At 64.8% G+C, this 23,000-nt stretch carries 28 protein-coding genes; 5 read left to right on the top strand and 23 right to left on the bottom strand.

Translation table 11 applies throughout. The annotated features are described in order from the left end of the window. Nucleotides 1–64: 64 nt before the first annotated feature. Complete coding sequence (gene tesB / locus JG746_RS05400) at nucleotides 65–925, bottom strand: acyl-CoA thioesterase II (RefSeq protein ID WP_202357227.1); 861 nt, start codon at nucleotides 923–925, stop codon at nucleotides 65–67. Between the two features lie 99 nt (nucleotides 926–1,024). Between tesB and JG746_RS05395 the strand changes: the two genes are divergently transcribed. After that, a complete protein-coding gene (locus JG746_RS05395) occupies nucleotides 1,025–2,284 on the top strand; it encodes a ubiquinone biosynthesis hydroxylase (protein ID WP_202357226.1) in 1,260 nt (419 codons plus the stop codon). A gap of 160 nt (nucleotides 2,285–2,444) precedes the next feature. Here JG746_RS05395 and JG746_RS05390 read toward each other — a convergent pair whose 3' ends face one another. From JG746_RS05390 to JG746_RS05380, 3 genes are all read right to left on the bottom strand, one after another. Then, nucleotides 2,445–2,972 (bottom strand): hypothetical protein, encoded by a 528-nt coding sequence (locus JG746_RS05390; protein ID WP_202357225.1) that lies wholly within the window; start codon nucleotides 2,970–2,972, stop codon nucleotides 2,445–2,447. A gap of 158 nt (nucleotides 2,973–3,130) precedes the next feature. Next, nucleotides 3,131–3,487, bottom strand: coding sequence for a YciI family protein (locus tag JG746_RS05385; protein WP_202357224.1), 357 nt, complete (start codon nucleotides 3,485–3,487; stop codon nucleotides 3,131–3,133). Further along, a complete protein-coding gene (locus JG746_RS05380; RefSeq protein WP_202357223.1) occupies nucleotides 3,484–3,711 on the bottom strand; it encodes a hypothetical protein in 228 nt (75 codons plus the stop codon). The genes JG746_RS05385 and JG746_RS05380 overlap by 4 nt, the downstream gene beginning before the upstream one ends. Before the next feature lie 252 nt (nucleotides 3,712–3,963). Between JG746_RS05380 and JG746_RS05375 the strand changes: the two genes are divergently transcribed. Beyond that, on the top strand, nucleotides 3,964–4,389 hold the full coding sequence (locus JG746_RS05375) for an OsmC family protein (protein WP_069090493.1): 426 nt from the start codon (nucleotides 3,964–3,966) through the stop codon (nucleotides 4,387–4,389). A 264-nt stretch (nucleotides 4,390–4,653) separates the two neighbouring features. Here the strand turns inward: JG746_RS05375 and JG746_RS05370 are convergent, their stop codons facing one another. From JG746_RS05370 to JG746_RS05340, 7 genes are all read right to left on the bottom strand, one after another. After that, nucleotides 4,654–5,283 (bottom strand): YceH family protein, encoded by a 630-nt coding sequence (locus JG746_RS05370; protein ID WP_202357222.1) that lies wholly within the window; start codon nucleotides 5,281–5,283, stop codon nucleotides 4,654–4,656. Between the two features lie 234 nt (nucleotides 5,284–5,517). Then, nucleotides 5,518–6,297 carry a succinate dehydrogenase iron-sulfur subunit gene (locus tag JG746_RS05365; protein ID WP_202357221.1) on the bottom strand — a complete coding sequence of 260 codons (780 nt, stop codon included), beginning with the start codon at nucleotides 6,295–6,297 and terminating at the stop codon, nucleotides 5,518–5,520. Then, nucleotides 6,297–6,734, bottom strand: a complete 438-nt coding sequence (locus JG746_RS05360; RefSeq protein ID WP_202357220.1) for a DUF3052 family protein — start codon at nucleotides 6,732–6,734, stop codon at nucleotides 6,297–6,299. The genes JG746_RS05365 and JG746_RS05360 overlap by 1 nt, the downstream gene beginning before the upstream one ends. 2 nt (nucleotides 6,735–6,736) lie before the next feature. Continuing rightward, on the bottom strand, nucleotides 6,737–8,572 hold the full coding sequence (gene sdhA, locus JG746_RS05355; protein WP_202357219.1) for a succinate dehydrogenase flavoprotein subunit: 1,836 nt from the start codon (nucleotides 8,570–8,572) through the stop codon (nucleotides 6,737–6,739). A gap of 2 nt (nucleotides 8,573–8,574) precedes the next feature. Continuing rightward, on the bottom strand, nucleotides 8,575–8,973 hold the full coding sequence (gene sdhD, locus JG746_RS05350) for a succinate dehydrogenase, hydrophobic membrane anchor protein (RefSeq protein WP_202357218.1): 399 nt from the start codon (nucleotides 8,971–8,973) through the stop codon (nucleotides 8,575–8,577). Between the two features lie 2 nt (nucleotides 8,974–8,975). Beyond that, nucleotides 8,976–9,395, bottom strand: coding sequence for a succinate dehydrogenase, cytochrome b556 subunit (gene sdhC, locus JG746_RS05345; RefSeq protein ID WP_010912305.1), 420 nt, complete (start codon nucleotides 9,393–9,395; stop codon nucleotides 8,976–8,978). Nucleotides 9,396–9,654: 259 nt separating this feature from the next. Beyond that, nucleotides 9,655–10,206 (bottom strand): hypothetical protein, encoded by a 552-nt coding sequence (locus JG746_RS05340; RefSeq protein ID WP_342216533.1) that lies wholly within the window; start codon nucleotides 10,204–10,206, stop codon nucleotides 9,655–9,657. A 153-nt stretch (nucleotides 10,207–10,359) separates the two neighbouring features. Between JG746_RS05340 and JG746_RS05335 the strand changes: the two genes are divergently transcribed. Further along, the gene (locus JG746_RS05335) at nucleotides 10,360–10,722 is read left to right on the top strand and encodes a hypothetical protein (RefSeq protein WP_202357217.1); all 363 of its coding nucleotides are present in this window, start codon (nucleotides 10,360–10,362) and stop codon (nucleotides 10,720–10,722) included. A gap of 62 nt (nucleotides 10,723–10,784) precedes the next feature. Here the strand turns inward: JG746_RS05335 and JG746_RS05330 are convergent, their stop codons facing one another. The 10 genes from JG746_RS05330 to rplS form a co-directional block, all read right to left on the bottom strand. Beyond that, nucleotides 10,785–11,996 carry a GGDEF domain-containing protein gene (locus JG746_RS05330; RefSeq protein WP_202357216.1) on the bottom strand — a complete coding sequence of 404 codons (1,212 nt, stop codon included), beginning with the start codon at nucleotides 11,994–11,996 and terminating at the stop codon, nucleotides 10,785–10,787. A 74-nt stretch (nucleotides 11,997–12,070) separates the two neighbouring features. Then, complete coding sequence (locus JG746_RS05325) at nucleotides 12,071–13,267, bottom strand: GGDEF domain-containing protein (protein WP_202357215.1); 1,197 nt, start codon at nucleotides 13,265–13,267, stop codon at nucleotides 12,071–12,073. Between the two features lie 162 nt (nucleotides 13,268–13,429). Further along, on the bottom strand, nucleotides 13,430–14,839 hold the full coding sequence (leuC, locus tag JG746_RS05320; RefSeq protein WP_202357214.1) for a 3-isopropylmalate dehydratase large subunit: 1,410 nt from the start codon (nucleotides 14,837–14,839) through the stop codon (nucleotides 13,430–13,432). Nucleotides 14,840–14,909: 70 nt separating this feature from the next. Further along, a complete protein-coding gene (locus JG746_RS05315) occupies nucleotides 14,910–15,125 on the bottom strand; it encodes a hypothetical protein (protein WP_202359568.1) in 216 nt (71 codons plus the stop codon). Then, nucleotides 15,122–15,757, bottom strand: coding sequence for a class I SAM-dependent DNA methyltransferase (locus tag JG746_RS05310; protein ID WP_202357213.1), 636 nt, complete (start codon nucleotides 15,755–15,757; stop codon nucleotides 15,122–15,124). Before JG746_RS05310 ends, JG746_RS05315 begins: the two co-directional genes overlap by 4 nt. A 50-nt stretch (nucleotides 15,758–15,807) precedes the next feature. After that, complete coding sequence (locus tag JG746_RS05305) at nucleotides 15,808–16,617, bottom strand: amino acid ABC transporter permease (protein WP_202357212.1); 810 nt, start codon at nucleotides 16,615–16,617, stop codon at nucleotides 15,808–15,810. A gap of 349 nt (nucleotides 16,618–16,966) precedes the next feature. Next, entirely contained in the window at nucleotides 16,967–17,764 is a 798-nt protein-coding gene (locus tag JG746_RS05300) for a transporter substrate-binding domain-containing protein (RefSeq protein WP_202357211.1), read from the bottom strand. A gap of 166 nt (nucleotides 17,765–17,930) precedes the next feature. Then, a complete protein-coding gene (locus JG746_RS05295) occupies nucleotides 17,931–18,467 on the bottom strand; it encodes a MarR family winged helix-turn-helix transcriptional regulator (protein WP_202357210.1) in 537 nt (178 codons plus the stop codon). After that, the gene (locus JG746_RS05290) at nucleotides 18,464–18,877 is read right to left on the bottom strand and encodes an organic hydroperoxide resistance protein (RefSeq protein ID WP_202357209.1); all 414 of its coding nucleotides are present in this window, start codon (nucleotides 18,875–18,877) and stop codon (nucleotides 18,464–18,466) included. Before JG746_RS05290 ends, JG746_RS05295 begins: the two co-directional genes overlap by 4 nt. Nucleotides 18,878–19,035: 158 nt before the next feature. After that, nucleotides 19,036–19,575: a 50S ribosomal protein L19 gene (gene rplS / locus JG746_RS05285; RefSeq protein WP_202357208.1), complete on the bottom strand. Its 540-nt coding sequence runs from the start codon at nucleotides 19,573–19,575 to the stop codon at nucleotides 19,036–19,038. Nucleotides 19,576–19,888: 313 nt separating this feature from the next. Between rplS and JG746_RS05280 the strand changes: the two genes are divergently transcribed. After that, on the top strand, nucleotides 19,889–20,641 hold the full coding sequence (locus JG746_RS05280; RefSeq protein WP_202357207.1) for a sulfite exporter TauE/SafE family protein: 753 nt from the start codon (nucleotides 19,889–19,891) through the stop codon (nucleotides 20,639–20,641). On the opposite strand, the gene trmD is transcribed toward JG746_RS05280, so the two are convergent. Next, nucleotides 20,623–21,321 carry a tRNA (guanosine(37)-N1)-methyltransferase TrmD gene (trmD, locus tag JG746_RS05275; protein ID WP_202357206.1) on the bottom strand — a complete coding sequence of 233 codons (699 nt, stop codon included), beginning with the start codon at nucleotides 21,319–21,321 and terminating at the stop codon, nucleotides 20,623–20,625. The genes JG746_RS05280 and trmD overlap by 19 nt on opposite strands. Beyond that, on the bottom strand, nucleotides 21,318–21,917 hold the full coding sequence (gene rimM, locus JG746_RS05270; protein ID WP_032932242.1) for a ribosome maturation factor RimM: 600 nt from the start codon (nucleotides 21,915–21,917) through the stop codon (nucleotides 21,318–21,320). Before rimM ends, trmD begins: the two co-directional genes overlap by 4 nt. 97 nt (nucleotides 21,918–22,014) lie before the next feature. Here rimM and JG746_RS05265 point away from each other — a divergent pair, with 97 nt between their 5' ends. Next, the gene (locus JG746_RS05265; protein ID WP_202357205.1) at nucleotides 22,015–22,953 is read left to right on the top strand and encodes a tyrosine recombinase XerC; all 939 of its coding nucleotides are present in this window, start codon (nucleotides 22,015–22,017) and stop codon (nucleotides 22,951–22,953) included. Nucleotides 22,954–23,000: the final 47 nt, after the last annotated feature.

Below are 23,000 nucleotides of genomic sequence, written 5' to 3'. Positions count from 1 at the left end.
GGTTTTCCCGGACAAACGGTTTTCGTTTGCCCAGTGATCCTGCTCAAACAAGACTCAGCAATGCTCAACGCTTGAGCCGGATCAACCCTTCCTGGGCCATCGAGGCGATCAGCGTGCCGTCGCGCGCATAGAGCGTGCCGCGGCTGAAGCCGCGTGATCCCGAACTCGACGGGCTGTCCTGCGCATAGAGCAGCCAGCCGTCGAGCGAATGCGGCCGGTGGAACCACATCGAATGGTCGAGGCTCGCCGCCTGGATGTCGGGATCGAACAGGCCGCGCCCATGCGCGAAGGTCGAGGTGTCCAGCAGCGTCATGTCGGAGAGATAGGCGAGCAGCACCGACTGCAGCGCACGGTCGTCGGGAACCGGGCCGGCAAGGCGGATCCAGACATTCTGCCGGGGCGGCAGCTTGTCGCGGCTTTCATAGTGCTGGAGATTGACCGGCCTGAGTTCCAGCGGCCGCTCGCGCGCCCAGAAGCGGCGCACCGCCTCCGGCACACGTTCGGCCCTTTCGAGCAGCTGGCGCTGCGTCTGCAGCCCTTCCGGCGGCGTCACGTCGTCCGGCAGCGCGAACTGGTGCTCCAGCCCCTTCTCGTCGACCTGGAACGAGGCTTCCAGCGAAAAGATCGCCTGTCCGTGCTGGATCGCCAGCACGCGGCGGGTGGTGAAGGAGCCGCCGTCGCGGATGCGGTCGACCTCGTAGACGATCGGCACCCTGATGTCGCCCGGCCGCATGAAATAGCCGTGCAGCGAATGCACGAAGCGGTCCGGCTCCACCGTCCGCTGCGCCGCCACCAGCGCCTGGGCGATGGTCTGGCCGCCGAACACGCGCTGCCACTCCACCTGGGGGCTGCGACCACGATACAGATTGTGTTCCAGCCTCTCGAGGTCGAGAATGCTCAGAAGCTCGTCCATCGCCGCCGTCATGTTTTGTGACCTCGCCGCAAAATTGCTATGGCGGTTTCCGACAGGAAGAACGAGCCGTCAAGGGCGCGAGGCCGGGCCGGCGCGCAAGGAGCCAAGACCATGGAACGCAAGGCGGACGCCAAGACCAGATCCGGGCTCGATGTTCTCGTCGCCGGCGCCGGCTATGTCGGACTGGCCACCGCCGTCTCGCTGAAGCAGGCGCGGCCGCATCTGGCCGTGGCGCTGGTCGATGCCGCGCCCGCCGGCGCCTGGCAACGCGACGGCCGCGCCTCGGCCATAGCGGCGGCCGCCTGCCGCATGCTCGACCAGCTCGGCGTCTGGGCCGAGATCGCGCCACAGGCGCAGGCGATCACCGAGATGATCATCACCGATTCGCGCAGCGCCGATCCGGTGCGCCCGGTCTTCCTGACCTTCGGCGGCGAAGTGGCGCCGGGCGAGCCCTTCGCCCATATGGTCGCCAACAAGTCGCTGAACGGCGCCTTGCGCGCCAGGGCCGAAAAGCTCGGCATCGACATCATCGAAGGCGTCGCGGTGCAGGCTTTCCAGACCAATGGCGCCGGCATCACGGTGCATCTGGCCGACGGCGCCGCGCTGACCGCCCGGCTGCTGGTCGCCGCCGACGGCGTCAATTCGAAGCTGCGCGACATGGCCGGCATCAAGACGGTGAAATGGGACTATGGCCAGTCCGGCATCGTCTGCACCGTGGCGCATGAACGCCCGCACAATGGCCGCGCCGAAGAACACTTCTTGCCGGCCGGCCCCTTTGCCACATTGCCGCTGAAGCCCGATGAAGACGGCACCAACCGCTCGTCGATCGTCTGGGTCGAACGCACGGAAGATGCCAAAACGCTCGTCGAAGGCGACGATCTCGTCTTCGAGCATGAACTGGAACAGCGCTTCGGGCTGAAGCTCGGCGAGATCCGCGTTGCCGACAAGCCGCGCGCCTGGCCGCTTGGCCTGACTATCGCTCGCGCCTTCGTCGGCCCGCGCGTCGCCCTTGCCGGCGACGCCGCCCACGGCATCCATCCGATCGCCGGCCAGGGCCTCAATCTCGGCTTCAAGGATGTAGCAGCCCTTGCCGAAGTGATCGTCGAGGCCGACCGGCTCGGCCAGGACATCGGCGCGCTCGACGTGCTCGAACGCTACCAGCAATGGCGCCGCTTCGACACGGTGCAGATGGGTGTCACGACGGATGTGCTGAACCGGCTGTTTTCCAACGACATCACCCCGCTGCGCACCGTCCGCGATATCGGCCTCGGCCTCGTCGAGCGCATGCCGCGCCTGAAGGCGTTCTTCATCCGCCAGGCATCGGGGCTGTCAGCCGCCACGCCGAGGCTGCTGAAGGGCGAGGCGATCTGACTGTCTCACGCACACGCCAGGGTGTGTTGAGATTCAGGTCAGGCCGAGTCGAAAACGATGGCTTACGAGAACCGGAGCGGAGCGTACTTAAGTACGTGAGCACCGGAAGCGCAGGAAGCCGTCGTTTGCAGGCCGGCCTCACCTGAATATCAGCACACCCTCAATTGACCTCGAAACCCAGCTTCTGCCGCAGCCGCAGAATGCGCTGATCGGCGATCTCCAGACGCTTCTCGCCGCCCTGGGCCGCACGGTTGACCATCTGCAGCAGATCGTTGCGCTCGGTGACGTCGAGACGTTCACGCAGAAACGGCGCCAGCTTGTCGATGACGATGGTGGTGTCGTCGATCTGTGCAGCCGCCCATTTGGCGTAGATCACCGCCTCATCGGTCTTCTTCTTGTCGGCGATCTCGGAAATGACGGCGCGGATGACCGCCTCGCGCTGCGGCAGGATAGGCCCGTTCTCCGAGACGATCGCCGTGATCAGCGTCGCGGCGGCCACCACCGGATCGTCGATGGCCGTCAGTGGCGACAGGGCCGCCTGCTTGCGCAGCTTCTTGCGCCTGATATTGCCTTGCACGCGCCCGACGACATCGGCGACCTCGCGCGCGGCGTCGTTCATCGCCTTCATCCGGTACCACCAGAACGCCGCCGCCCCGAGCACGCCAAGGACAGCAATCAGGAAAGGCATGTCGAAATCCCCCAGGAATGCGTGCGACGATAAGAGAACTGCCGCGTTGCTTCAACACGCACGGGTTGCCACCGGCGAAGAAAATTCAATTGCGGCTGGTGAAGCTTGGGCGATCAAACAAGCCGGGCTGCAGGCCCGGCCGCCAAGCCAGGTGCTGCCTATGAGCCCGGTATGTCGTAGATCGCCCGGACCTCGATCGTACCGAGTTCGGCCAGCGGAATGCCGGCGGCGATGTCCAGCGCTTCGTCGAGGCTGTCGGCCTCGACCATGACGAAGCCGAGCAGCTGCTCCTTGGTTTCGGCGAACGGGCCGTCCGTGACGAGGCGCTTGCCCTCGCGCCGTCGCACCGACTTCGACGTCCTCACCGATTGCAGCGCCTGCGCGATGATCAGCTTGCCCTCCTGGTCCAGGGATCTGTCATAGGCCAGTGAATCCGCGTCGAGCTTGGCCCCGCGCTCCGCGGTCAACGCGTAGAGGTCTTTTTCCTCGCCATAGACCAGGCAGACATATTTCATCGCGAGCTCTCCTGCTGATACGAACCATAGGATGCGACGACGAGCGTGTCAGCCTTGCCTTCGACCGCCGCCGCATGGTCGAGAAGGCACGCCGCGACCCCGATGATGGCGACCGCCGCCAGCAGCTTGCCGAAGACAGGGGCCGGCGGGTCCAGCCAGAAATCTTCCTGTCGCCCGGACTTGCGGCCCGGTGTCTTCCACAGTGCGAAAAACAGATTGTCCAAGTGAACCTCCATCAGGCCACAATCCCATGGCCGCCCGCAGGACGGTCGGGCCGGATGGAAGTCGACATTCTTGCGCGAATATTTTTTACAGGCGGCCCAGAATTTTTTCCGGAGGCAATGAGCCGTCGTCGTGCCGTGGTCCAAACAGCGCAGTGGTCTTCGCGCCCGCCCGCGCTATAGTTGACCCGACGCCGGGGCTCGCCCGGCCAAGTTCACGACAACCCCAAGTTAGCGACAACCAAGGAGGACTTCATGGACCGCACCGCAACCGCCGTCTGGAAAGGCAATCTGAAAGAAGGCAAGGGCACGCTCGACAGCCAGAGCGGGACGCTCAAGGGCACGCCATATTCCTTCAAGGCGCGCTTCGAGGACGAAAGCGGAAAATCCGGCACCAATCCCGAAGAGCTGATCGCGGCCGCGCACGCCGGCTGCTACGCCATGCAGCTTTCGCACTTCCTGGCCGAGAACGGCACGCCCGCCGCCGAGCTCGACGCCAAGGCCGTGGTGACGCTGGTTCCAGGCACCGGCATCACCGGCAGCGCGATCACGCTGGTCGGCAAGGTGCCCGGCATCGATGCGGCGAAATTCAAGGAATTGGCCGAGAAGGCCAAGGCCGAATGCCCGGTCTCCAAGGCGCTCGGCGCCATCAAGGTGTCGCTCGACGCGAAATTGGGGTGAGAAGATACTACCGTCTGCGAGCGTTATTCATTTCAAAAGCCGGCGCTGCCCCTCACCTGCCTGCCGGCATCCTCTCTCCGTATAGTGACGGGGAGAGGGACGCTGTCGTCGCCAGCTTCGCCAATCACCAGCGTTGCAAAGAAAGCGCCGGCGGCGCGGCCATATCCTTTCTCCCCGTCACTATACGGGGAGAAATGCCCGGCAGGGCAATGAGGGGCGGCGCGAACTTCGGCAATAATTGAAACCGGATTGCCTAGACCGCATTTACGCCCCCAGCGCGTCAAGCCGGGCGCGCAATGCCGCGACTTCCTGCTCCAGTGCCTCCACTCTCGCTTCCAGGTCGGAATGAGGCATGGCCGGCGCGCTGCGCTGCGCCGACAGCGCCGCAACGTCCACCGGCCCGGCGAGGAGATGCACGTAGCGGTCCTCGCGTTGGCCCGGCCCACGCGGGATTTCCTGGACCAGCGGCGGCCGGCGGCCGATCAGCATGTCGAGTTCAGCGCGAAGGTCTTCTATCGACGAAAACCGCGCCATGCGCTCGGCTCGCGCCAGGAGCTCATGCGCCGTCTGCGGTCCGCGCAGCAGGAGCAGGCCGATCAAGGCGGTCTGCGGTGTGGTCAGCGAGAAGCGCTGCGCCATCTGATGTTCGTAGCGCTCGACGCGCGAGCCGAACATCTGCCGCACCAGCCCCTTCTGCTCCAGCAGCTTCAGCGCCCGATGCACCTCCGTCTGCTCCAGCGCCATGACCGGGTCGCGCGCCGTTTTCTGGTTGGCGGCGGCAAGGGCACTGTTGAGCGTCAGCGGATAGACGTCGGGCGTCAGCTCCTTCTTCTCGATCAGGCAGCCGAGAACGCGGACTTCGACGGGATTGAGGATGGGAAGGTCTTCGCTCACTGGGTGGCTATCCTTTCTGGGCTGGAGGGACAGCGCCCCCTCTGTCCTGCCGGACATCTCCCCCACATGGGGGGGAGATCAGCAGCTTCGTCGACAGCGCGTCATCCTTCAACCTCGGAGATTGGCGAAAGCCGCAACAACGGCCAATCTCCCTCCTCATGAGGGAGATGTCCGGCAGGACAGAGGGGGGCGCCACGGATCGCTACGTCCGAGGTAGCAGCAAATCCGCTAGGCCTAAACCCTTCTCTCCACCATCATCTTCTTGATCTCGGCGATCGCCTTGGCCGGGTTCAGGCCCTTGGGGCAGGTCTGTGCGCAGTTCATGATGGTGTGGCAGCGATAGAGCCGGAACGGGTCTTCGAGATTGTCGAGCCGCTCGCCCTTGGCCTCGTCGCGGCTGTCGATCAGCCAGCGATAGGCCTGCAGCAGCGTCGCCGGGCCGAGATAGCGGTCGCCATTCCACCAGTAGCTCGGGCACGAGGTCGAGCAGCAGGCGCACAATATGCACTCATAGAGCCCGTCGAGCTTCTCGCGGTCCTCATGGCTCTGCAGCCATTCCTTGGCTGGCGTCGGCGACACCGTCTGCAGCCAGGGCTGGATCGAGGCATGCTGGGCGTAGAAATTGGTGAGGTCGGGCACCAGGTCCTTGACCACCTGCATATGCGGCAGCGGATAGACTTTAACCGCACCGGAAATGTCGTCGCAGCCCTTGGTGCAGGCCAGCGTGTTGGAGCCGTCGATGTTCATGGCGCAGGAGCCGCAAATGCCTTCGCGGCAGGAGCGGCGCAAAGCCAGCGTCGGGTCGATCTTGTTCTTGATGTAGAGCAGCGCGTCGAGCACCATCGGCCCGCAATCGTCCATGTCGACGAAATAGGTGTCGATGCGCGGGTTCTCATCATCATCCGGCGACCAGCGGTAGATGCGGTATTCCCGCAGATTGGTAGCGCCTTCCGGCTTCGGCCAGGTCTTGCCCTGCTGGATCTTGGAATTCTTGGGGAGCGTCAGTTCGACCATTACCTCAGGTCCTTTCGGATGACGAGCTTCAGCCCGGACCAGATTTCATTGACAGCGGCGACCTTGACGTCGACAAGGTCGCGCTTCAGCGCCTCGGTACGCACGACACCTTCGGTGACATCGGTCGGCACTTTCGATGCCTTTTTCGGCCAGGACACCCAGACCATGCCGTTACGCTTGATCGCCGCCTCGATATCGCCGAGGCGATCCTCGATCTCGGCACGCTGCCGGGTGAAGGCGTGGACGGCGTCGTATCTCTGATGGCTGCCCGAAATGTCGGACCATTCGGCCAGCCGATCGACTTCGGCAAATGCCACGGCGTCCGTCAGGTCGGCGAGTTCCGGCGGCAGCGCGATGAAGGCCGCAGTCATGCCGTCCTTCAGGCCGAGCTTGGCCGGAAGGGGCGTGCCGGAATATCCCGTGGCCGCCGGCGCCATCGTCAGTACACCCTGGCCTTGGGCGCGATCTTGGCGAGGCTGATGCCGCCGTCCTTTTCGGCCAGCAGCGGCTCGGTATGCACAGGCCGGTAGCTCAGCGTCACCTTGCCGTCTTCGGCGACGCGCGCCAGCGTGTGCTTGCGCCAGGTGGCATCGTCGCGCGACGCAAAATCTTCACGCGCGTGCGCGCCGCGGCTCTCCTTGCGGGCCTCGGCGCTGTAGACGGTGGTGATGGCGTTGGCCATCAGGTTTTCCAGCTCCAGCGTCTCGACCAGGTCGGAATTCCAGATCATCGAGCGGTCGAAGACCTTGATGTCCTTGAGCTCGCCCCAGATCTGCGAAATGCGCTTGCAGCCGTTTTCCAGCGATTCCTGCGTGCGGAACACGGCGGCGTCATCCTGCATCGCCTTCTGCATCTTCTCGCGCAGCACCGCCGTCGGCGTCGAGCCATTGGCGTGGCGCAGCCCGTCGAAGCGATCCATGATCTTTTCGACGGAGGCTTCGTTGGGCGACGGGATCGCCGATTTGCGGTCGATGACCTGCCCGGCGCGGATCGCGGCGGCGCGGCCGAACACCACCAGGTCGATCAGCGAGTTCGAGCCCAGCCGGTTGGCGCCGTGCACCGAGGCGCAGCCGGCCTCGCCCACCGCCATCAGCCCGGGCGAAACCCGGTCTGGATTCTCGGCCGTCGGGCTCAGCACCTCGCCCCAATAATTGGTCGGCACGCCGCCCATATTGTAGTGCACCGTCGGCAGCACCGGGATCGGCTCCTTGGTGAGATCGACGCCGGCGAAGATTTTTGCCGATTCCGAGATGCCCGGGAGCCTTTCGTGCAAGACCGCCGGATCGAGGTGATCGAGGTGGAGAAAAATATGGTCCTTGTTCTTGCCGACGCCACGGCCCTCGCGGATCTCCAGCGTCATGCAGCGCGAGACGACGTCGCGCGAGGCAAGGTCCTTGGCCGACGGCGCGTAGCGCTCCATGAAGCGCTCGCCCTCGGAATTGACGAGATAGCCGCCCTCGCCGCGCGCGCCTTCGGTGATCAGGCAGCCGGCGCCGTAGATGCCGGTCGGGTGGAACTGCACGAATTCCATGTCCTGCAGCGGGAAGCCGGCTCTGGCCGCCATGCCGCCGCCGTCGCCGGTGCAGGTGTGCGCCGAGGTCGCCGAGAAATAGGCGCGGCCATAGCCGCCGGTCGCCAGCACCACCATCTTGGCCGAGAAGCGGTGGATGGTGCCGTCGTCGAGGTTCCAGGCGACGACGCCGGTGCAGGTGCCGTCCGGTTCCATGATCAGGTCGAGCGCGAAATACTCGATGAAGAACTGCGCGTTGTTCTTCAGCGACTGGCCGTAGAGCGTGTGCAGGATGGCGTGGCCGGTGCGGTCGGCAGCCGCACAGGTGCGCTGCACCGGCGGGCCTTCGCCGTAATTCATCATGTGGCCGCCGAACGGCCGCTGGTAGATCTTGCCTTCTTCGGTGCGCGAGAACGGCACGCCGTAATGCTCGAGCTCGTAGACCGCGGCCGGGGCTTCGCGCACCAGATATTCCATGGCGTCGACATCGCCCAGCCAATCCGACCCCTTGACGGTGTCGTACATGTGCCACTGCCAGGAATCGGGACCCATATTGGACAGCGAAGCGGCGATGCCGCCTTGCGCGGCCACCGTGTGCGAGCGCGTCGGGAACACTTTGGTGATGCAGGCGGTGCGCAGCCCCTGCTCGGCCATGCCGAGCGTGGCGCGCAGGCCAGCCCCCCCGGCGCCGACGACCACCACGTCGAACTTGTGGTCGACAAAATTATAACCTGCCGTGTTGGCTGATTTCGCGTCCTTGGCCAACTTCAGCCTCCGAATGCCAGCTTGAGCAGGGCGAAGATCGAGGCGACGCCGACCGCTACGGTGAAAAATGTGTTGAGTGCGATCGTCGCCAGCTTCAGGCCTTCGCCGGTGATGTAGTCCTCGATGATCACCTGCATGCCGAGCCGCATATGGATGAGCCCGGAGATGAGCACCAGGGCCAGCACCAGCGCAACGAACGGGTTGGCAAGGGCCGCGCGCACTTCCGTATAGCCGGCGCCGTTGAGCGCGATCAGGAACCCGACGAAGAACAGCGTCAGCGGGATGTTGGCGATGGCTGTCAGGCGCTGACGCCAGAAATGCTGTGTACCCTCACGGGCGGAGCCAAGACCGCGGACTTTCGCCAGCGGCGTACGCATGTCGGTGTTGTTCTTGCCGCTCATGATCAGGCTCCCCGTGCCATATAGCCGGCGATCCAGATCAGCAAGGTGAGCAGGACCGAACCTACAAGCGTCGCCCAGGCGATCTTCGAGGCGGTGTGCTTCTCCAGCCCGGCGCCCGTATCCCAGACCAGGTGGCGCACGCCGCCCAGCATGTGATGCATCAGCGCCCAGGTGTAGCCGAACAGGATCAGCCGGCCGAGCCAGGTGCCGAAAGCCCAGTTGACCCAGTCGAATGTCGCCTGCGAGCTTGCCGCCGCCATCAGCCAGATGGCGACCAGCAGCGTGCCGAAGTAAAGCGCCCCGCCGGTGATGCGATGGATGATCGACATCGTCATCGTGATCGGCGGCCGGTAGATCGTCAGGTGCGGCGACAGCGGCCGTTCACGTCTGGCGAATTCGCGGGTGGCTGGTGATTTGCTCATGGCTCCCCCAGGTTCGGCGTCTCTGGAGCCTCAGGTGGAAATGCGGCATTGCCGCTTCCGGTTGCGACTTCGGACAGCCGGTTTCTAATGCTCTTTTTGCACCGCGTCAAAGCCAGAAAATCGTTTTGGAAACGTCATTTAGTCTGACAAAAAGGCAGGTCGAGGCTTCAATCGATTAGGGGTCGAGGACCCGAAGCCGGCTCGATATCGCTGCAGTGCAGCATATCTGGTTCAGGCTCGGCTGGTGCCAAGAGTCGAACTAGCGTTTGCAGGTCTGCGGCGTCGATCCCCTCTTCATCACCAGCGCCTCGCGCCCGTCGATCACGATTGCGTTATGCGTGGCGGCTTCCTGGTAGCGGCTGGACTGGTTGGCGGGCGACGCCGCAAACTCTTCGGTCGCGCCGTTCGGCTCGATCACACGCAACGACGAGCCGAGATTCTGAATGGTGATCGCACTGCCATTGCCGCATCCATAGGTCGCCGTACCCACCGAGGATCGCGGCGCGGTGAGATCGGTGGTGATCTTGGTTGGCGCTGCTGGAGGCGCGGATGCCGGGCGCGCGGCGGCTGCGATGGGCTGCTGAGCCGGCGCGGGCGAGACGACATTGGCCGCCTTCGGCGCGCCATCCTGCGGCACGCAGGCCGCAACGATGGCAAGCAACGGCAAAACGGACACCCCAACCGTCCGGCGTAGCGCCATATGCTGTCCTCCCGCGCGGCAGACTAGCCACGATGCCGCGCCAAGATCAAGGTCGCCCAACGCCACCTTTGGATCCCATTCGATGCCGGCCGCGATGGTGCCGCCAAGCATGGCCGAATGATGGCCGTCGGGTTTTCCCTCCAGTCGGAAATTAACCATGTTTGACGAGACATCGCCGCGCGACGCGCCGGCCTCTTAACAAAGGTTAAGAAAGAGTTAATTTCTGATTCGAGGAGGCTTTCCTCTAGCCATCAGGAAGACACCATGCGTTCGAACTCAAGCAGATCACGCCTCTCGGCGCTTATGGTGGCGGTCTCGCTCGCCGGCCTGGCGACGCCCACGCTGGCCAATGGGCGCCACCAGGATCGCGTCTATGCCGATTCTTTCGGCAATCTCGTTATCGACAGCGCCGCCGGCTACAAGCGCATCATCGTCGGCGAGGGCAAGCTGGCCAAACAGCTGTCCGACTACACCAGCGCCGGCCAGCCCAAGGTGATCTACCAGAACGAATCCGACGAGATTTCAGGCTACGGCGATTGCTACCGGCCGCCGGTCTTCGTCAAGGGCCGCAGCTACATGTACGGGCTTTCCGACGGCGAGATGCCGGAACTCAGCCCCTGCCGCTAGAACACTTCATCGTTTCGCTGAGACGGCGAAGAGATGGATCAGGGTGACGATCGAACCGGACGTCATCCCGATCTGGAATTGATGACGATGGCGCTGGACGACCACTCGCCTCCAGGCCCGGACGAGACCCGGACGCAGTCGCGCCCGGCATTCTTGGCCAGATAGAGCGCCTCGTCGGCGCGGCGCATGAGATCGGCGATGGTTTCACCCGGATGCAGTTCGGCAACCCCGAAACTCGCCGTGCAGCGATTGTCCGCCGGCAGCCCGTCGATGGGCAGCGCGCCGAACGCGCTGCGCGTGCCTTCGGCGAACAGCCGGGCGGCGGCCAGATTGGTTCCCGGCAGGATGATGGCGAATTCCTCACCGCCGATGCGGCCCGCGACATGGTGCCCGGCGGCGGCTTCGCGCAGGAAACCGGCAAAGGTCTCAATCACCCGGTCGCCGGAAGCATGGCCGAAATTGTCGTTGATGCTCTTGAAGTGATCGAGATCGGCGATGACCAGCGCCACCGGCACGCCTTGCCGCATGGCGCCAAGCACGGCCTGCTCGCCCTGGCGCGTGAAGGCGCCGCGATTGAGCAGTCTCGAAAGTGTGTCCGTCTCCGATCGCGACGTCACTTCAGCCAACACATCGCGGACCAGGATAGCCAGAGCCAGCAGCGCCACGGCCAGGGCAAAGACCGTGCCGAGCGATTGCGACACCAGCGCGTAGTTGCTTTGCAGATAGGCCTGCGGATTGGCGCCCCAGCCGCCGAGCGCATGCGCGATGAACGGCTTTGACGCGAACTGCGCAGCGCTGGCGGCGAGCACCGCCATCAGGATGCGATCGAGCCGGCCACGCCTTTGCCTGGACGACCAGACGATGGCCAATCCGACCAATTGCATGACGGCATAGGGGAGCTGGTAGGCCATCATGCGCACCAGTGACTGGCGCGGCAGATCTTGGACGAAATAGACGAGGCTGGTGGCGGCGACCAGGAAGAGCAGCATCGGCGACCATGGCGGCGACACGCCGTATTTGCGGGCCAGTCCGGCGTTGAAGGCCATTGTCGCGCCAAGGAAAACCGCGAAGGCGGTGACCACCGGCAGCCGGGCATCGGTGAAGGCGGGAATGCTGAATTCGATCGCCGAATAGATCATGCCCAGGACATAGCCGGAAGCAAACCAGCGCGCCGGAGTGCGGCCGACATCATGGAACGCGACCGCCATGAAGGATGCCGCCAGCAGGCCGGCAACCGACAAATTGATCAACAGGATGAAGTTCGCGCCGCTCATCTCTTTCCCACCCCGTGCCTCACCTAAACACCGACGGGCGAAAAAGACGTTAACGTGGGCCGGGATGTGCGGCTTCAGCCGGCCCTGGACGGCTCCGGCACGAACAGCGTTTCGGGCCGTTCGTAAGATAGGCGCACGCTGTCGCGGCCGTTCTTCTTGGCCTTGTAGAGCGCCTCGTCGGCACGGCGCATCAACGGCTCCAGCGCTTCCTCGCCGCTGCGGGCCGCCACGCCGAAGCTGGCGGTGACCTTGGTGCCGGCGGGAAGCCCATCGACGCCGCCGGCCGAGTAGAGCGTGCGCACCGCCTCGGCGAACAGCCGCGCGGCGGCGAGATCGGTCAAGGGCAGGAGCACGGCGAACTCCTCGCCGCCGATGCGTCCGGCAGCGCCGCGCGCGCCGGTGGCCAAGCGGAGCTTGGCGGCGAAATCGGCGATCACCCGATCGCCGGCGGCATGGCCGTGCACGTCGTTGAGCGCCTTGAAATGATCGAGGTCGGCCAGCACCAGCGCCACGGGAAACCTGGCCATCGCGCAGTGCTGCAGGAGTTGGGCCGCGCGCTCCTCGAAGCCGCGACGGTTGAGCAGGCCCGAAAGCGGATCGGTATGCGTCTCGGCCTTCAGCGCCTTCATGACGTCGAGGGCCGCGGCGGTGAACAGGCAAAGCGCGATCAGCAGCGACAAGAGCGCATGCGACAGCAGCGCCGTCGTCCAATAGGAGGAGCCGTAGAACCCGTCATAGCTGGTGAACGGCCCGTGCGCGATGACCACGACGAGCGTACGCACGAAGAAGTTGAGGCCCGACAGCAGCGACAGCACGAACAGGATTTTCTCGGTCGGGCCGTTGTTGCGCACCGGCCTGAGTTCGGCGGCGACCAGAAGGCTGAGTCCGCCGAAGGCGAAATTCATCGCCAGGATGCGCCAGGTGAGATCCGGCGCGACGAAGAGAAACCAGCAGAACGAGGCCAGCCCACCACCGGCCAGCACGCCGATCGCCACATAGGGCACCTTGCGGCCATAGCGGGCGACGATGGCGGCCGACAGGCAGCAGCCGGCGATAGTGAAGCAGATATTGGACACCAGCTTGGTCAGCACCATGCCGATGGGCAAGGTGAAATACTGGAACAGGAAGCCGGACGCCGAAGCGCAGTAGCTGAGCGCCAGCACGGCCAGATAGGGCCGGTGGCGCTGATAGATCCATAGCACGAAGAAGGCCGCGCCGAGGGCCAGCGCGATCGTCGGGTTGAGCAGCGCTATCAACAGGCCGGTGTCCAAAGGACGGTGACTTCCCCTCGTTTGACGTGAGGGAAGAGCTTAGAGCGCAAGCCCAAACAAGCGGTTAAGCCCGAGCGAATATGCGCACCGCGCGAACGAAAAGACCCCGGAACCGCAATGCGGTCCGGGGTCTGGCAGTCATCGGAACGTGTGGACTGGCGGTTACTTCCAGTCGCGAATGTCGACGAAGTGGCCGGCGATCGCCGCCGCCGCCGCCATGGCCGGCGAGACCAGGTGGGTGCGGCCCTTGAAGCCTTGCCGTCCCTCGAAATTGCGGTTCGAGGTCGAGGCGCAGCGTTCATGCGGCTTCAGCCGGTCGTCGTTCATGGCGAGGCACATCGAGCAGCCCGGCTCGCGCCAGTCGAAACCGGCGGCGCGGAAGATCTTGTCGAGACCCTCGGCTTCCGCCTGTTCCTTGACCAGGCCGGAGCCCGGCACGATCATGGCATTGACGCGCGGATTGACGGTCTTGCCCTCGATCACCTTGGCGGCCGCGCGCAGATCCTCGATGCGGCCATTGGTGCAGGAGCCGATGAAGACGCGGTCGAGCGCGATGTCGGTGATCTTGGTGCCCGGCGTCAGGCCCATATAGTCGAGCGCGCGGATCTTTGAGGTGCGCTTGTTCTCGTCCGTGATCTCTTCCGGATTGGGAACGACACCTTGCACCGAAACCACATCCTCGGGCGAGGAGCCCCAGGAGACGATGGGCGGCAGCTTGGCGGCGTCGAGCACGATGACCTTGTCGAAATGCGCGCCTTCGTCGGACTGCAGCGTCTTCCAGTAGGCGAGCGCGGCATCCCAGGCCGCGCCCTTCGGCGCGCGCGGCTTGTCCTTGACATAGGCGAAGGTCGTCTCGTCGGCGGCGATCAGGCCGGCGCGCGCGCCGCCCTCGATCGACATGTTGCAGATCGTCATGCGGCCTTCCATCGACAGCGCGCGGATCGCCTCGCCGGCATATTCGATGACATAGCCGGTGCCGCCGGCGGTGCCGATCTCGCCGATGATGGCCAGGATGATGTCCTTGGCGGTGACGCCTTCCGGCAACTGGCCGTCGACACGCACCAGCATGTTCTTGGCCTTGCGCTGGATCAGCGTCTGCGTCGCCAGCACATGCTCGACTTCCGACGTGCCGATGCCGTGCGCCAGCGCGCCGAACGCGCCATGCGTCGACGTGTGGCTGTCACCGCAGACGATGGTCATGCCGGGCAAGGTAAAGCCCTGCTCCGGGCCGATGATGTGGACGATGCCCTGGCGGATATCGTTCTCGGAATAATATTCGACGCCGAAATCCTTGGCGTTCTTGGCCAGCGCCTCGACCTGGATGCGGCTTTCCTCGTTCTTGATGCCGAACTTGCGCTCGGGCGAGGTCGAGACATTGTGATCGACCACGGCCAGCGTCTTTTCCGGATGCCGGACTTTTCGGCCGCTCATGCGCAGGCCTTCGAAAGCCTGCGGGCTGGTCACTTCATGGACGAGATGGCGGTCGATATAGAGCAGGCAGGTGCCGTCGTCCTGGCGGTCGACGACGTGGTCGTCGAAAATCTTGTCGTAGAGGGTGCGCGGTGCGCTCATGTGCGTAAATCCGTCGATATGAGAATGGGAAGAGTTTAACGCCGCAGGGCCTTGGCCCGGCGAAAGCGGCCTAGCTAAGTCGGCTGGTCAGCGCGCCGCAGACGCGCGCGGAGAAGCGCGACGGCAGGCGTTTTCTGTCCTGCAGCACGAACCCCTTGTAAGCCGGATCGCCAAAAAGCTCTTCCATGGCGTGGCTCATACCAATGTTTTGGCTTTTCGGCAATTGCGGCGTGGCGAGGCGTCTTCCCTTCTCCCCTTGCGGGAGAAGGAAGAACGCACCGCTCAAATCACCTCGAACACAAACGTCTTCACCAGCGCATCCGGCTCAGCGATGGCGTAACACCTGAACCACGGGCTTTGCTCGACCAGGCGCCATTTCTTCGCCTGCTCCAGCTCGTCGAACACGGCCTGAAAGCCACCGCTCTCAAACACCTGGTCGCGCACCGTGAAGATGGCGTGGCCGCCCTTTTTGGTGATGCGCACCAGTTCGTGGAGGCCCGAGGCCGGCGCGTGGCCGATGGTGAACACCCCTGTCGAGAAGAAGGCGCGGAAATGACCGTCCGGCCAGGGCAGAGGCCCGCCCAGCATCGCCTGTTTCAACTCGCTGTAGGCGTTGCGGCTGCCGGCAATCCTGAGCATGTCGTCCGACAGGTCGAGCCCGGCAATATCGCTATAACCCAACGCCTTCAGCGACGGACCCGACAGGCCGGTGCCGCAGCCGGCGTCGAGCAGCGGCCCTTCGCCGGCCGGAACATAGCGCGTAACCCAGGCGGTGATCAGGAACGGCAGCAAATAGCCGAGCGAGGCGGTCTCGCTATCATAGGTCGCGGCCCAGGCGGCATAGGCCTGCGCCAGCGTTTCCGGCGTGTCGGCGCCATAGACGGAATCCAGCGCCGCATTGGCCTTGTCGACGATCATGAGACCTCCCTCGATGTCGACAGGATCGTAACCCTGTCTTCGCCCAAAAACTATTCCTCGTGCTGGCGGCGCAGGCGCCGCTCCAGCGCCCTGAGCGCCAGCGACAGGCCGACGGTGAGGATGAGATAGATATAGGCGACGATCGAATAGGTCTCGAAAAAGCGGAACGAGCCGGCGGCATAGACCTTGCCCATCTGGGTGATGTCGGCGACGCCGAGCACCGAGACCAGCGATGAATCCTTGACCAGAGCGACGAAATCATTGCCGAGCGGCGGCAATATGGTGCGGATCGCCTGCGGAAAGACGACCAGCCGGAAGCGCTGCGAGCGGCTCAAGCCCAGCGCCTTGGCCGCCTCGATCTGGCCTTTCTCGACCGCCTGGATGCCGGCGCGAAAGACCTCCGAGATGAAGGCGGAGTAGCCGATGGTCAGCGCCATGATGGCCCGCCACAACAGCGACACGTCGCGCACCAAGAGTTCGCCGAAATAGCCCGCACTTTGCAGCGGCGCGGTCAGCATGTTCCAGGCCGCGACGAAGGCCGGCGCGCCGGCAAAGGCGATCCAGAACAACAGCACCAGGATCGGCACGCCGCGGATGATCTCGACATAGAACCGCGCGATCTGCCGCAGCCAGGGTGACGCGGACAGGCCCATCAGCGCAATGCCGAGACCGATGATCGACGCCAGCGCGAAGGCGATCACGGTGACGAAAACGGTGATGCCGATGCCCTTGGCGACCGTGGCGAAGACATGGGCATAGAGATCGCTGGCCGCGATGAACAAGGCCGCCGCCAGTGCAAGCACGGCGGCAGCGGCAAGCCACCAGGGGAATTCGGATTTGGTGGATGCGGGTGCAGCCATCAGGCGATGCCGGTGGATCTGACGTCCCGAGAGGATAGCGCCAAGGCCCCCCTCTCTGGCCTGCCGGCCATCTCCCCCTCGAGGGGGGAGATCAGCAGGTTCAGCGCCGTCGCACATCTTGCATCGCCCAAAATTGGCGAAAGCCGAACGGACTGCCAATCTCCCCACTTGAGGGGGGTGAGGAGAGGTCCGCGCAGCGGACGAACAGCCAACTGCTTGGCTTTTCGAACGACGAACGCCCGGAGCGACAGCGAAGGGCAGGCTCCGGCAGGACAGAGAGGTATGCCCTGGCGCAGGGTCAGCGCGATTTGCGGCGCACCATCATCAGCAAGCACGCGCGCCAACGAAACTACTGCCCCATCTTGTAATCAAGAAACCACTTCTTGTTCAGTGCATCGAACGTGCCGTCCGCCTTGAGCGCGGCGATCGCGGCGTTGACCGGCTTCACCAGATCCGATCCCTTCGGGAAGATGAAGCCAAAATCCTCGGTGCCGAGCGGGCCGCCGATCAGCTTGAGCTTGCCCTCGGAAGCATCGACATAGCCCTTGCCGGCGGTACCGTCGGTCAGCACGACATCGACGTCGCCCGACTTCAGGGCCTGCACCGTGGCGCCGAAAGTCTCGAACAGTTTGATGCGCGGGTTCTGCTCATTGCCGTCGAGCACGCTGTAGACGGCGGTGTAGAAGGGCGTGGTGCCGGGCTGCGCGCCGATCAGCCCGTCCTTGAAGGCGCCGAAGGTCTTGGCGTCGGTGAAGCGGCTTTCGTCGCCGCGCACCAGCATGAACTGCTCCGAACGCATATAGGGGTCGGAGAAATCGACCTTCTCCTTGCGGTCGTCCTTGATGGTGATGCCGGTCATGCCGATGTTGTACTGGTTATCGGAAACCGCCTGGATCATCGCGTCCCAGGAGGTGTTCCGGTACTCGACCTTGAAGTTGAGCCGCTTGGCGATTTCGTTCATCGCATCATATTCCCAGCCGATCTGCTTGCCCGTCTTGGGATCGATGAATTGCAGCGGCGGATAGGCGTTTTCGGTGACCACCACCACTTGTTTGCCGGCGAGATCGGGCAGCGCCTGCGCGAAGGCGGCAACGGGCGCCAGCACGAGGGCAAGCAGGCCGGCCAGCAGCAGTTTCGACTTGGTCATGACACACTCCCGAAAATTGAAAGCGCCCGGATATCGGCCGGGCTTCCAAGGAAAATCCGGCGCCGACTTTAGCTTTCCGCATGCGCCATGCAAGACGGTCCGCTGCGTCAGCGCGCGTGAAAAGGGATTCGGATGCCCTGTATCCAGGGATTTCGCGATGATCTGGCTATCTCGAACCAGAAACCAGCGCCTCCGCATCCGCCGAGGCGTCTTCCGCTACGGCGTTGCGCAGACCGGCAACGAGATGAGTGAGCGTCGCGTGCAGCGCTTTCGCCTCGCCAGGCTGCATCGGCACGCTGCAGGCAAGTGCCACCGACACATCCTTCGCTTGCGCGCGCAACGCCTGGCCCTTGGCCGTCGGTTCGACCAGCACGCGGCGCTCATCGGCGGCATCACGGCGGCGGGTAAGCAGCCCGCCTGCCTCCATCCGCTTGAGCAGCGGCGTCAGCGTCGCGGAATCGAGCCCCAGCGCCTCGCCAAGCGCGCCCACCGTGCTCGGCGCGTGCTGCCACAGCGCCAGCATGACCAGATATTGCGGATAGGTCAGGCCGATCGGATCGAGCAACGGCCGGTAGAGCTTGGTCATCAGTCCGCTTGCCGAATAAAGCGCGAAACAGAGCTGCTGGTCGAGCCGCGGCACGTGAAGCGTCCCGGCGGCCTCCGCCGGGACGTCGCTGGCGCTCTCTGTGGTCCTTCCCGTCATGCCGCCTTTACCGAAAGCGCCACGTCGACATTGCCCCGGATGGCGTTGGAATAGGGGCAGATCTTGTGTGCTTCCGATACAAGCGCTTCGGCGGCCGCCTGATCAAGGCCTTTCGTCTCCGCCGCGAGCGCGACGCCGAGCCTGAAGCCTTCGCCATTGGGAAGCAGGCTGACGGTGGAGGTTACCCCGGCATCCGTCAGCTGCAGCTTCTGTTTGCGCGCGACGAAGCGGATGGCGCTTTCGAAGCAGGCGGCGTAGCCGATGGCGAAAAGCTGCTCGGGATTGGTCGCGCCACCCGGCCCGCCGAGTTCCTTGGGCATCGCCAGGTCGACCTTGAGCAGGCCGTCGCTGGTCTCGCCATGGCCGGCGCGACCGCCGGTGACGTGAGCCTGGGTTGTGTAAAGTGCCATTTCAAATCTCCAATTATCTTGTGTACGATTGTTTAGTACACAAGATAATGCAAAGTCAACGACCGGATGCTGTCTCCGGGGCTGAATACGTTCACAGTCTGGTGAAACGAAAAAAGGCGGCCAAAGCCGCCTTTTCAGAAACTCGTTCGTCGAAAGCCTTATTCGGCCGGAGTGGCCTCAGCGGCGGCGGCTGCCTCGGCGGCGGCCTTCTTCTCGGCGGCTTCCTTGGCGGCCGTCTCGGCGGCCAGCGCCTGGGCGGCGGCGACCTTCTCGGCCTCGATGCGGGCCTTCTCGGCGTTCAGCGCGTCGCGCTCCTCATCGTTGAGCTTGCGGGCGCGCACGCCGGTGTTTTCCGAAATACGGGCCGACTTGCCGCGACGATCGCGCAGGTAATAGAGCTTGGCGCGGCGCACCTTGCCGCGGCGCACGATCTCGACGCCCTCGACCATCGGCGAGTAGACCGGGAACACGCGCTCGACGCCTTCGCCGTAGGAGATCTTGCGGACGGTGAAATTTTCCTGGAAGCCGGAACCGGCGCGGGCGATGACGACGCCCTCATAGGCCTGGACGCGGGTGCGGGTGCCTTCGGTCACGCGGACCTGGACGCGCACGGTGTCGCCGGGCTGGAATTCGGGGAGCTTGCGCTTGGCTTCGATCTTGGCGGCCTGCTCGGCCTCGAGCTGACGGATGAGATCCATCTCTAGTAATCCACTTCTTGTTCTTCCGACAGTCAGAGCGTCCGACACTCGCCTTGCAGTTCCATTGACCGCTCGGCTATGTCCTTTGTCGAGATGACATCGGACAGGGGCGACTACACCGTCATTGTTGACGGGTCCGGCAGATTCTTCTTCCGGTTCGGCGGGCACATACAGCTATTTCAGCGCTTTGTCACGCCCGGGCGCGAGTCTTTTTTGCCGGCATGGCATCATCGTAATCGCTTCGTGCCGGGTTGCGCCGCTCTCCGCGGCTTTCTAAGCCTGACATAGCACAGTTTTTGAGCGGCGGCATTCCATGTCTGTCTTCGACGCCATCCTGCTGTTCCTGGCGGGCTTCCTGTCCGGCGCCGCCAACGCGGTCGCCGGCGGCGGCACCTTCATCACCTTCGGCGCCATGACACTGGTCGGCGTGCCGCCAATCGTCGCCAACGCCACCTCCTCGGTCACGCAATTCCCGGGCTACATCACCTCGACGCTCGCCTATTGGACCGATATCCGCCACTTCTGGCGCGGCGCCCTGCTGCTGTGCGCCATATCGGCGGTCGGCGCACTGGTCGGCGCGCTGATCCTGCTGGCGCTGTCCAACCCGTCCTTCCGCGTCATGGTGCCGTGGCTGCTTTTGGCTGCAACCGCCCTGTTTGCCGCCGGGCCGTGGCTGAAGCCGGCGCCAAAACCCGGTCATGAGGCGGCGGTCGGCTCCCTCGCCGGCTCGCTGGCGCAGTTCGTCACCGCCATCTATGGCGGCTTCTTTGGCGCCGGCATGGGCGTGATGATGCTGGCGACGCTCGGCCTGACTCAGGCCGGCGACTACCACCGGCTGAACGCGCTGAAGAACATGCTGGCCGTGGTCATCGCCGCTGTCGCCATCGCCGTCTTCGTCTCGGGCGGCGTCGTCGCCTGGCCGCAGGCGATCGTCATGATCCCCGGCGGCGCGCTTGGCGGCTATGCCGGCGTCTGGATCGCCAAGCGCGTGCCGCAAAACGTCGTGCGCGGCTTCGTCGTCGCCGTCGGCCTGTTTCTTGCGTTTTATTATTTTGCCAAGGGGTGAGCGCTGAGAAGATCCGGTCGCCGCTCCCGGGTCAGCCGCTCGGACTGCTCCCGCCGCCATGCCGCGATCTTCTTGTGGTTGCCGGAGATCAGCACTTGCGGAATCTCCCGGCCCTCGAACTCCTGCGGCCTTGTGTAGTGCGGATGTTCGAGCAAGCCGTTTTCGAAACTTTCTTCCTCGCCGGACACGGCGTTGCCCATGACGCCGGGCAGCAGCCGCACCACGGCATCGAGCAGTACGAGCGCCGCCGGCTCGCCGCCCGACAGGATGAAGTCGCCGATCGAGACTTCCTCCAACCCTCGTGCCTCGATCAGCCGCTGGTCGACGCCCTCGAAGCGGCCGCACAGGATGACGGCGCCCGGCCCGGCGGCAAGCTCGCGCACGCGCGCCTGGGTCAGCGGTTTGCCGCGCGGGCTCATCAAAAGGCGCGGACGGGTATCGCCTGGCGGCGAGGCATGGTCGATCGCCCTGGCCAGCACGTCAGCGCGCATCACCATGCCGGCACCGCCGCCGGCCGGCGTGTCGTCGACGGTGCGGTGCTTGTCGGTGGCGAAATCGCGGATCTGGATCGTTGCAAGCGACCACGTGCCCGCCTCCAAGGCGCGGCCCGCCAGCGACAGGCCGAGCGCGCCCGGAAACATCTCGGGGTAGAGCGTCAGCACCGAGGCAGCAAAACTCACCGGTTGCCCCCGGCGTCGCGCGGTCCGCGCGGCCTGCCCTTCGGATCGAAATCTTCCTCCCGCGGCGCATCGCCGTCCTCGTCCTCGACCAGCCCGGCCGCCACCGGATCGACGCGGACAAAGCCCTCGGCGATCGACACGTCAGGCACGGCGGCCTGGGTGAACGGGATCAGTACGCCCTTGCGGCCGGCAAGCGTCACGTCGAGAATGTCGCCGCCACCGAAATTATGCACCGCGACCACTTTGCCGAGCGCGGTGCCGGTGTCGTCGCGAACCTCCAGCCCGACCAGGTCGGCATGGTAGAATTCATCCTCCTCGCCATCATCCGGCAGCATCGAGCGGTCGACGAACAGTTCGGTGCCGGCGAGCGCCTCTGCCGCATTGCGGTCGCTGATGCCTTTGAAGCGCACCACCACGACAGTGTTGGCCGGCCTGATGTCCGTGATCTGGAAGGCGCGGCCATCCCTGGCATAGAGCGGCCCATAATCGGCCAGCGCCATCGGTTCGCCGGTGAAGGTCTTCACCCGGAGCTCGCCCTTGATGCCGTGGGCGGCGCCGATCACGGCCATCTGGACGGGGTTTTGCGGCTTGCTCATCGCGAAATATCCTTTGGCCTGCTCTAACCCCGCGCGGCTGTCATTTCAATGACGGGCTCTTCACCGCTTCCTAACCCGGATACAGGAAGATGCCGCCATGCAGGAATTCCTCATCCCGGCGAAACCCGATCTGCAGGCGGCGCGCGAAAACTGGCTGAAGATGCTGGCGCGTGAACGCCGACTGTCACCGGAAACGGTCGAGGCCTATGAGCGCGACACGCGCCAGTTCCTGCATTTCCTCACCGGCCATTGCGGTGGCTCGCCCGGCATTTCCGACATCGCCAATCTGCGCCCGGCCGATCTGCGGGGCTTCCTCGCCGCCCGCCGCAACGCCGGCGCCGGCGCCCGCACGCTGGGCCGAGGTCTGGCCGGCATCCGCTCGCTGTTGCGTTTTCTCGAACGGCGTGGCTTGGCCAATGCCGCTGGCGCCGCCGCGTTGCGCGCGCCGCGCCAGCCCAAATCGCTGCCAAAACCGCTGACGGCGAGCGACGCCAAGCAGGTCGTCTCGGTGGAAGGCCAGCTGGCCGAAGAGCCCTGGATCGCCGCCCGCAACGCCGCCGTGCTGACGCTGCTTTACGGCTCGGGCCTGCGCATTTCCGAAGCGCTCGGCCTCGCCGGCGCCGATCTGGTATCGGAGGCTGACACCGTGCTGCGCGTCACCGGCAAGGGCGGCAAGACGCGGCTGGTGCCGGTGCTGCCGGTGGCGCTCAGGGCAATCGCCGAATACCGCCGGCTCTGCCCCTACCATCTCGACCCCAAGGGCCTGCTGTTTCGCGGCGCGCGCGGCGGCCCGCTCAACCCGGCCATCATCCAGCGCGACATGGCCAAACTGCGCTCGGCGCTCAACCTGCCCGACACCGCGACGCCGCACGCGCTGCGCCACTCCTTCGCCACGCACCTGCTCGGCCGTGGCGGCGATCTGCGCACCATCCAGGAACTGCTCGGCCACGCCAGCCTGTCGACGACGCAGATCTACACCGGCGTCGACACCGCAAGGCTGCTCGAAATCTACGAATCGGCCCATCCGAGGGCGTAACCCCTTCAATTTCGCGGTGCCAATTAACCGTTTTGCCGCTTTTCGGT

This window comes from Mesorhizobium sp. 113-3-3 (assembly GCF_016756495.1).
Lineage (GTDB): Bacteria > Pseudomonadota > Alphaproteobacteria > Rhizobiales > Rhizobiaceae > Mesorhizobium.
The sequence above is the reverse complement of the archived record's forward strand: the minus strand, read 5'-3'. Positions and strand labels throughout refer to the sequence as shown.

Coding starts and splice junctions, on each gene's coding strand:
- tesB (WP_202357227.1), bottom strand. CDS start 925: ATGACGGCGGCGATGGACGAGCTTCTGAGCATTCTCGACCTCGAGAGG.
- JG746_RS05395 (WP_202357226.1), top strand. CDS start 1,025: ATGGAACGCAAGGCGGACGCCAAGACCAGATCCGGGCTCGATGTTCTC.
- JG746_RS05390 (WP_202357225.1), bottom strand. CDS start 2,972: ATGCCTTTCCTGATTGCTGTCCTTGGCGTGCTCGGGGCGGCGGCGTTC.
- JG746_RS05385 (WP_202357224.1), bottom strand. CDS start 3,487: ATGAAATATGTCTGCCTGGTCTATGGCGAGGAAAAAGACCTCTACGCG.
- JG746_RS05375 (WP_069090493.1), top strand. CDS start 3,964: ATGGACCGCACCGCAACCGCCGTCTGGAAAGGCAATCTGAAAGAAGGC.
- JG746_RS05365 (WP_202357221.1), bottom strand. CDS start 6,297: ATGGTCGAACTGACGCTCCCCAAGAATTCCAAGATCCAGCAGGGCAAG.
- JG746_RS05360 (WP_202357220.1), bottom strand. CDS start 6,734: ATGGCGCCGGCGGCCACGGGATATTCCGGCACGCCCCTTCCGGCCAAG.
- sdhD (WP_202357218.1), bottom strand. CDS start 8,973: ATGAGCGGCAAGAACAACACCGACATGCGTACGCCGCTGGCGAAAGTC.
- sdhC (WP_010912305.1), bottom strand. CDS start 9,395: ATGAGCAAATCACCAGCCACCCGCGAATTCGCCAGACGTGAACGGCCG.
- JG746_RS05340 (WP_342216533.1), bottom strand. CDS start 10,206: ATGCTTGGCGGCACCATCGCGGCCGGCATCGAATGGGATCCAAAGGTG.
- JG746_RS05335 (WP_202357217.1), top strand. CDS start 10,360: ATGCGTTCGAACTCAAGCAGATCACGCCTCTCGGCGCTTATGGTGGCG.
- JG746_RS05330 (WP_202357216.1), bottom strand. CDS start 11,996: ATGAGCGGCGCGAACTTCATCCTGTTGATCAATTTGTCGGTTGCCGGC.
- leuC (WP_202357214.1), bottom strand. CDS start 14,839: ATGAGCGCACCGCGCACCCTCTACGACAAGATTTTCGACGACCACGTC.
- JG746_RS05310 (WP_202357213.1), bottom strand. CDS start 15,757: ATGATCGTCGACAAGGCCAATGCGGCGCTGGATTCCGTCTATGGCGCC.
- JG746_RS05305 (WP_202357212.1), bottom strand. CDS start 16,617: ATGGCTGCACCCGCATCCACCAAATCCGAATTCCCCTGGTGGCTTGCC.
- JG746_RS05300 (WP_202357211.1), bottom strand. CDS start 17,764: ATGACCAAGTCGAAACTGCTGCTGGCCGGCCTGCTTGCCCTCGTGCTG.
- JG746_RS05295 (WP_202357210.1), bottom strand. CDS start 18,467: ATGACGGGAAGGACCACAGAGAGCGCCAGCGACGTCCCGGCGGAGGCC.
- JG746_RS05290 (WP_202357209.1), bottom strand. CDS start 18,877: ATGGCACTTTACACAACCCAGGCTCACGTCACCGGCGGTCGCGCCGGC.
- rplS (WP_202357208.1), bottom strand. CDS start 19,575: ATGGATCTCATCCGTCAGCTCGAGGCCGAGCAGGCCGCCAAGATCGAA.
- JG746_RS05280 (WP_202357207.1), top strand. CDS start 19,889: ATGTCTGTCTTCGACGCCATCCTGCTGTTCCTGGCGGGCTTCCTGTCC.
- rimM (WP_032932242.1), bottom strand. CDS start 21,917: ATGAGCAAGCCGCAAAACCCCGTCCAGATGGCCGTGATCGGCGCCGCC.
- JG746_RS05265 (WP_202357205.1), top strand. CDS start 22,015: ATGCAGGAATTCCTCATCCCGGCGAAACCCGATCTGCAGGCGGCGCGC.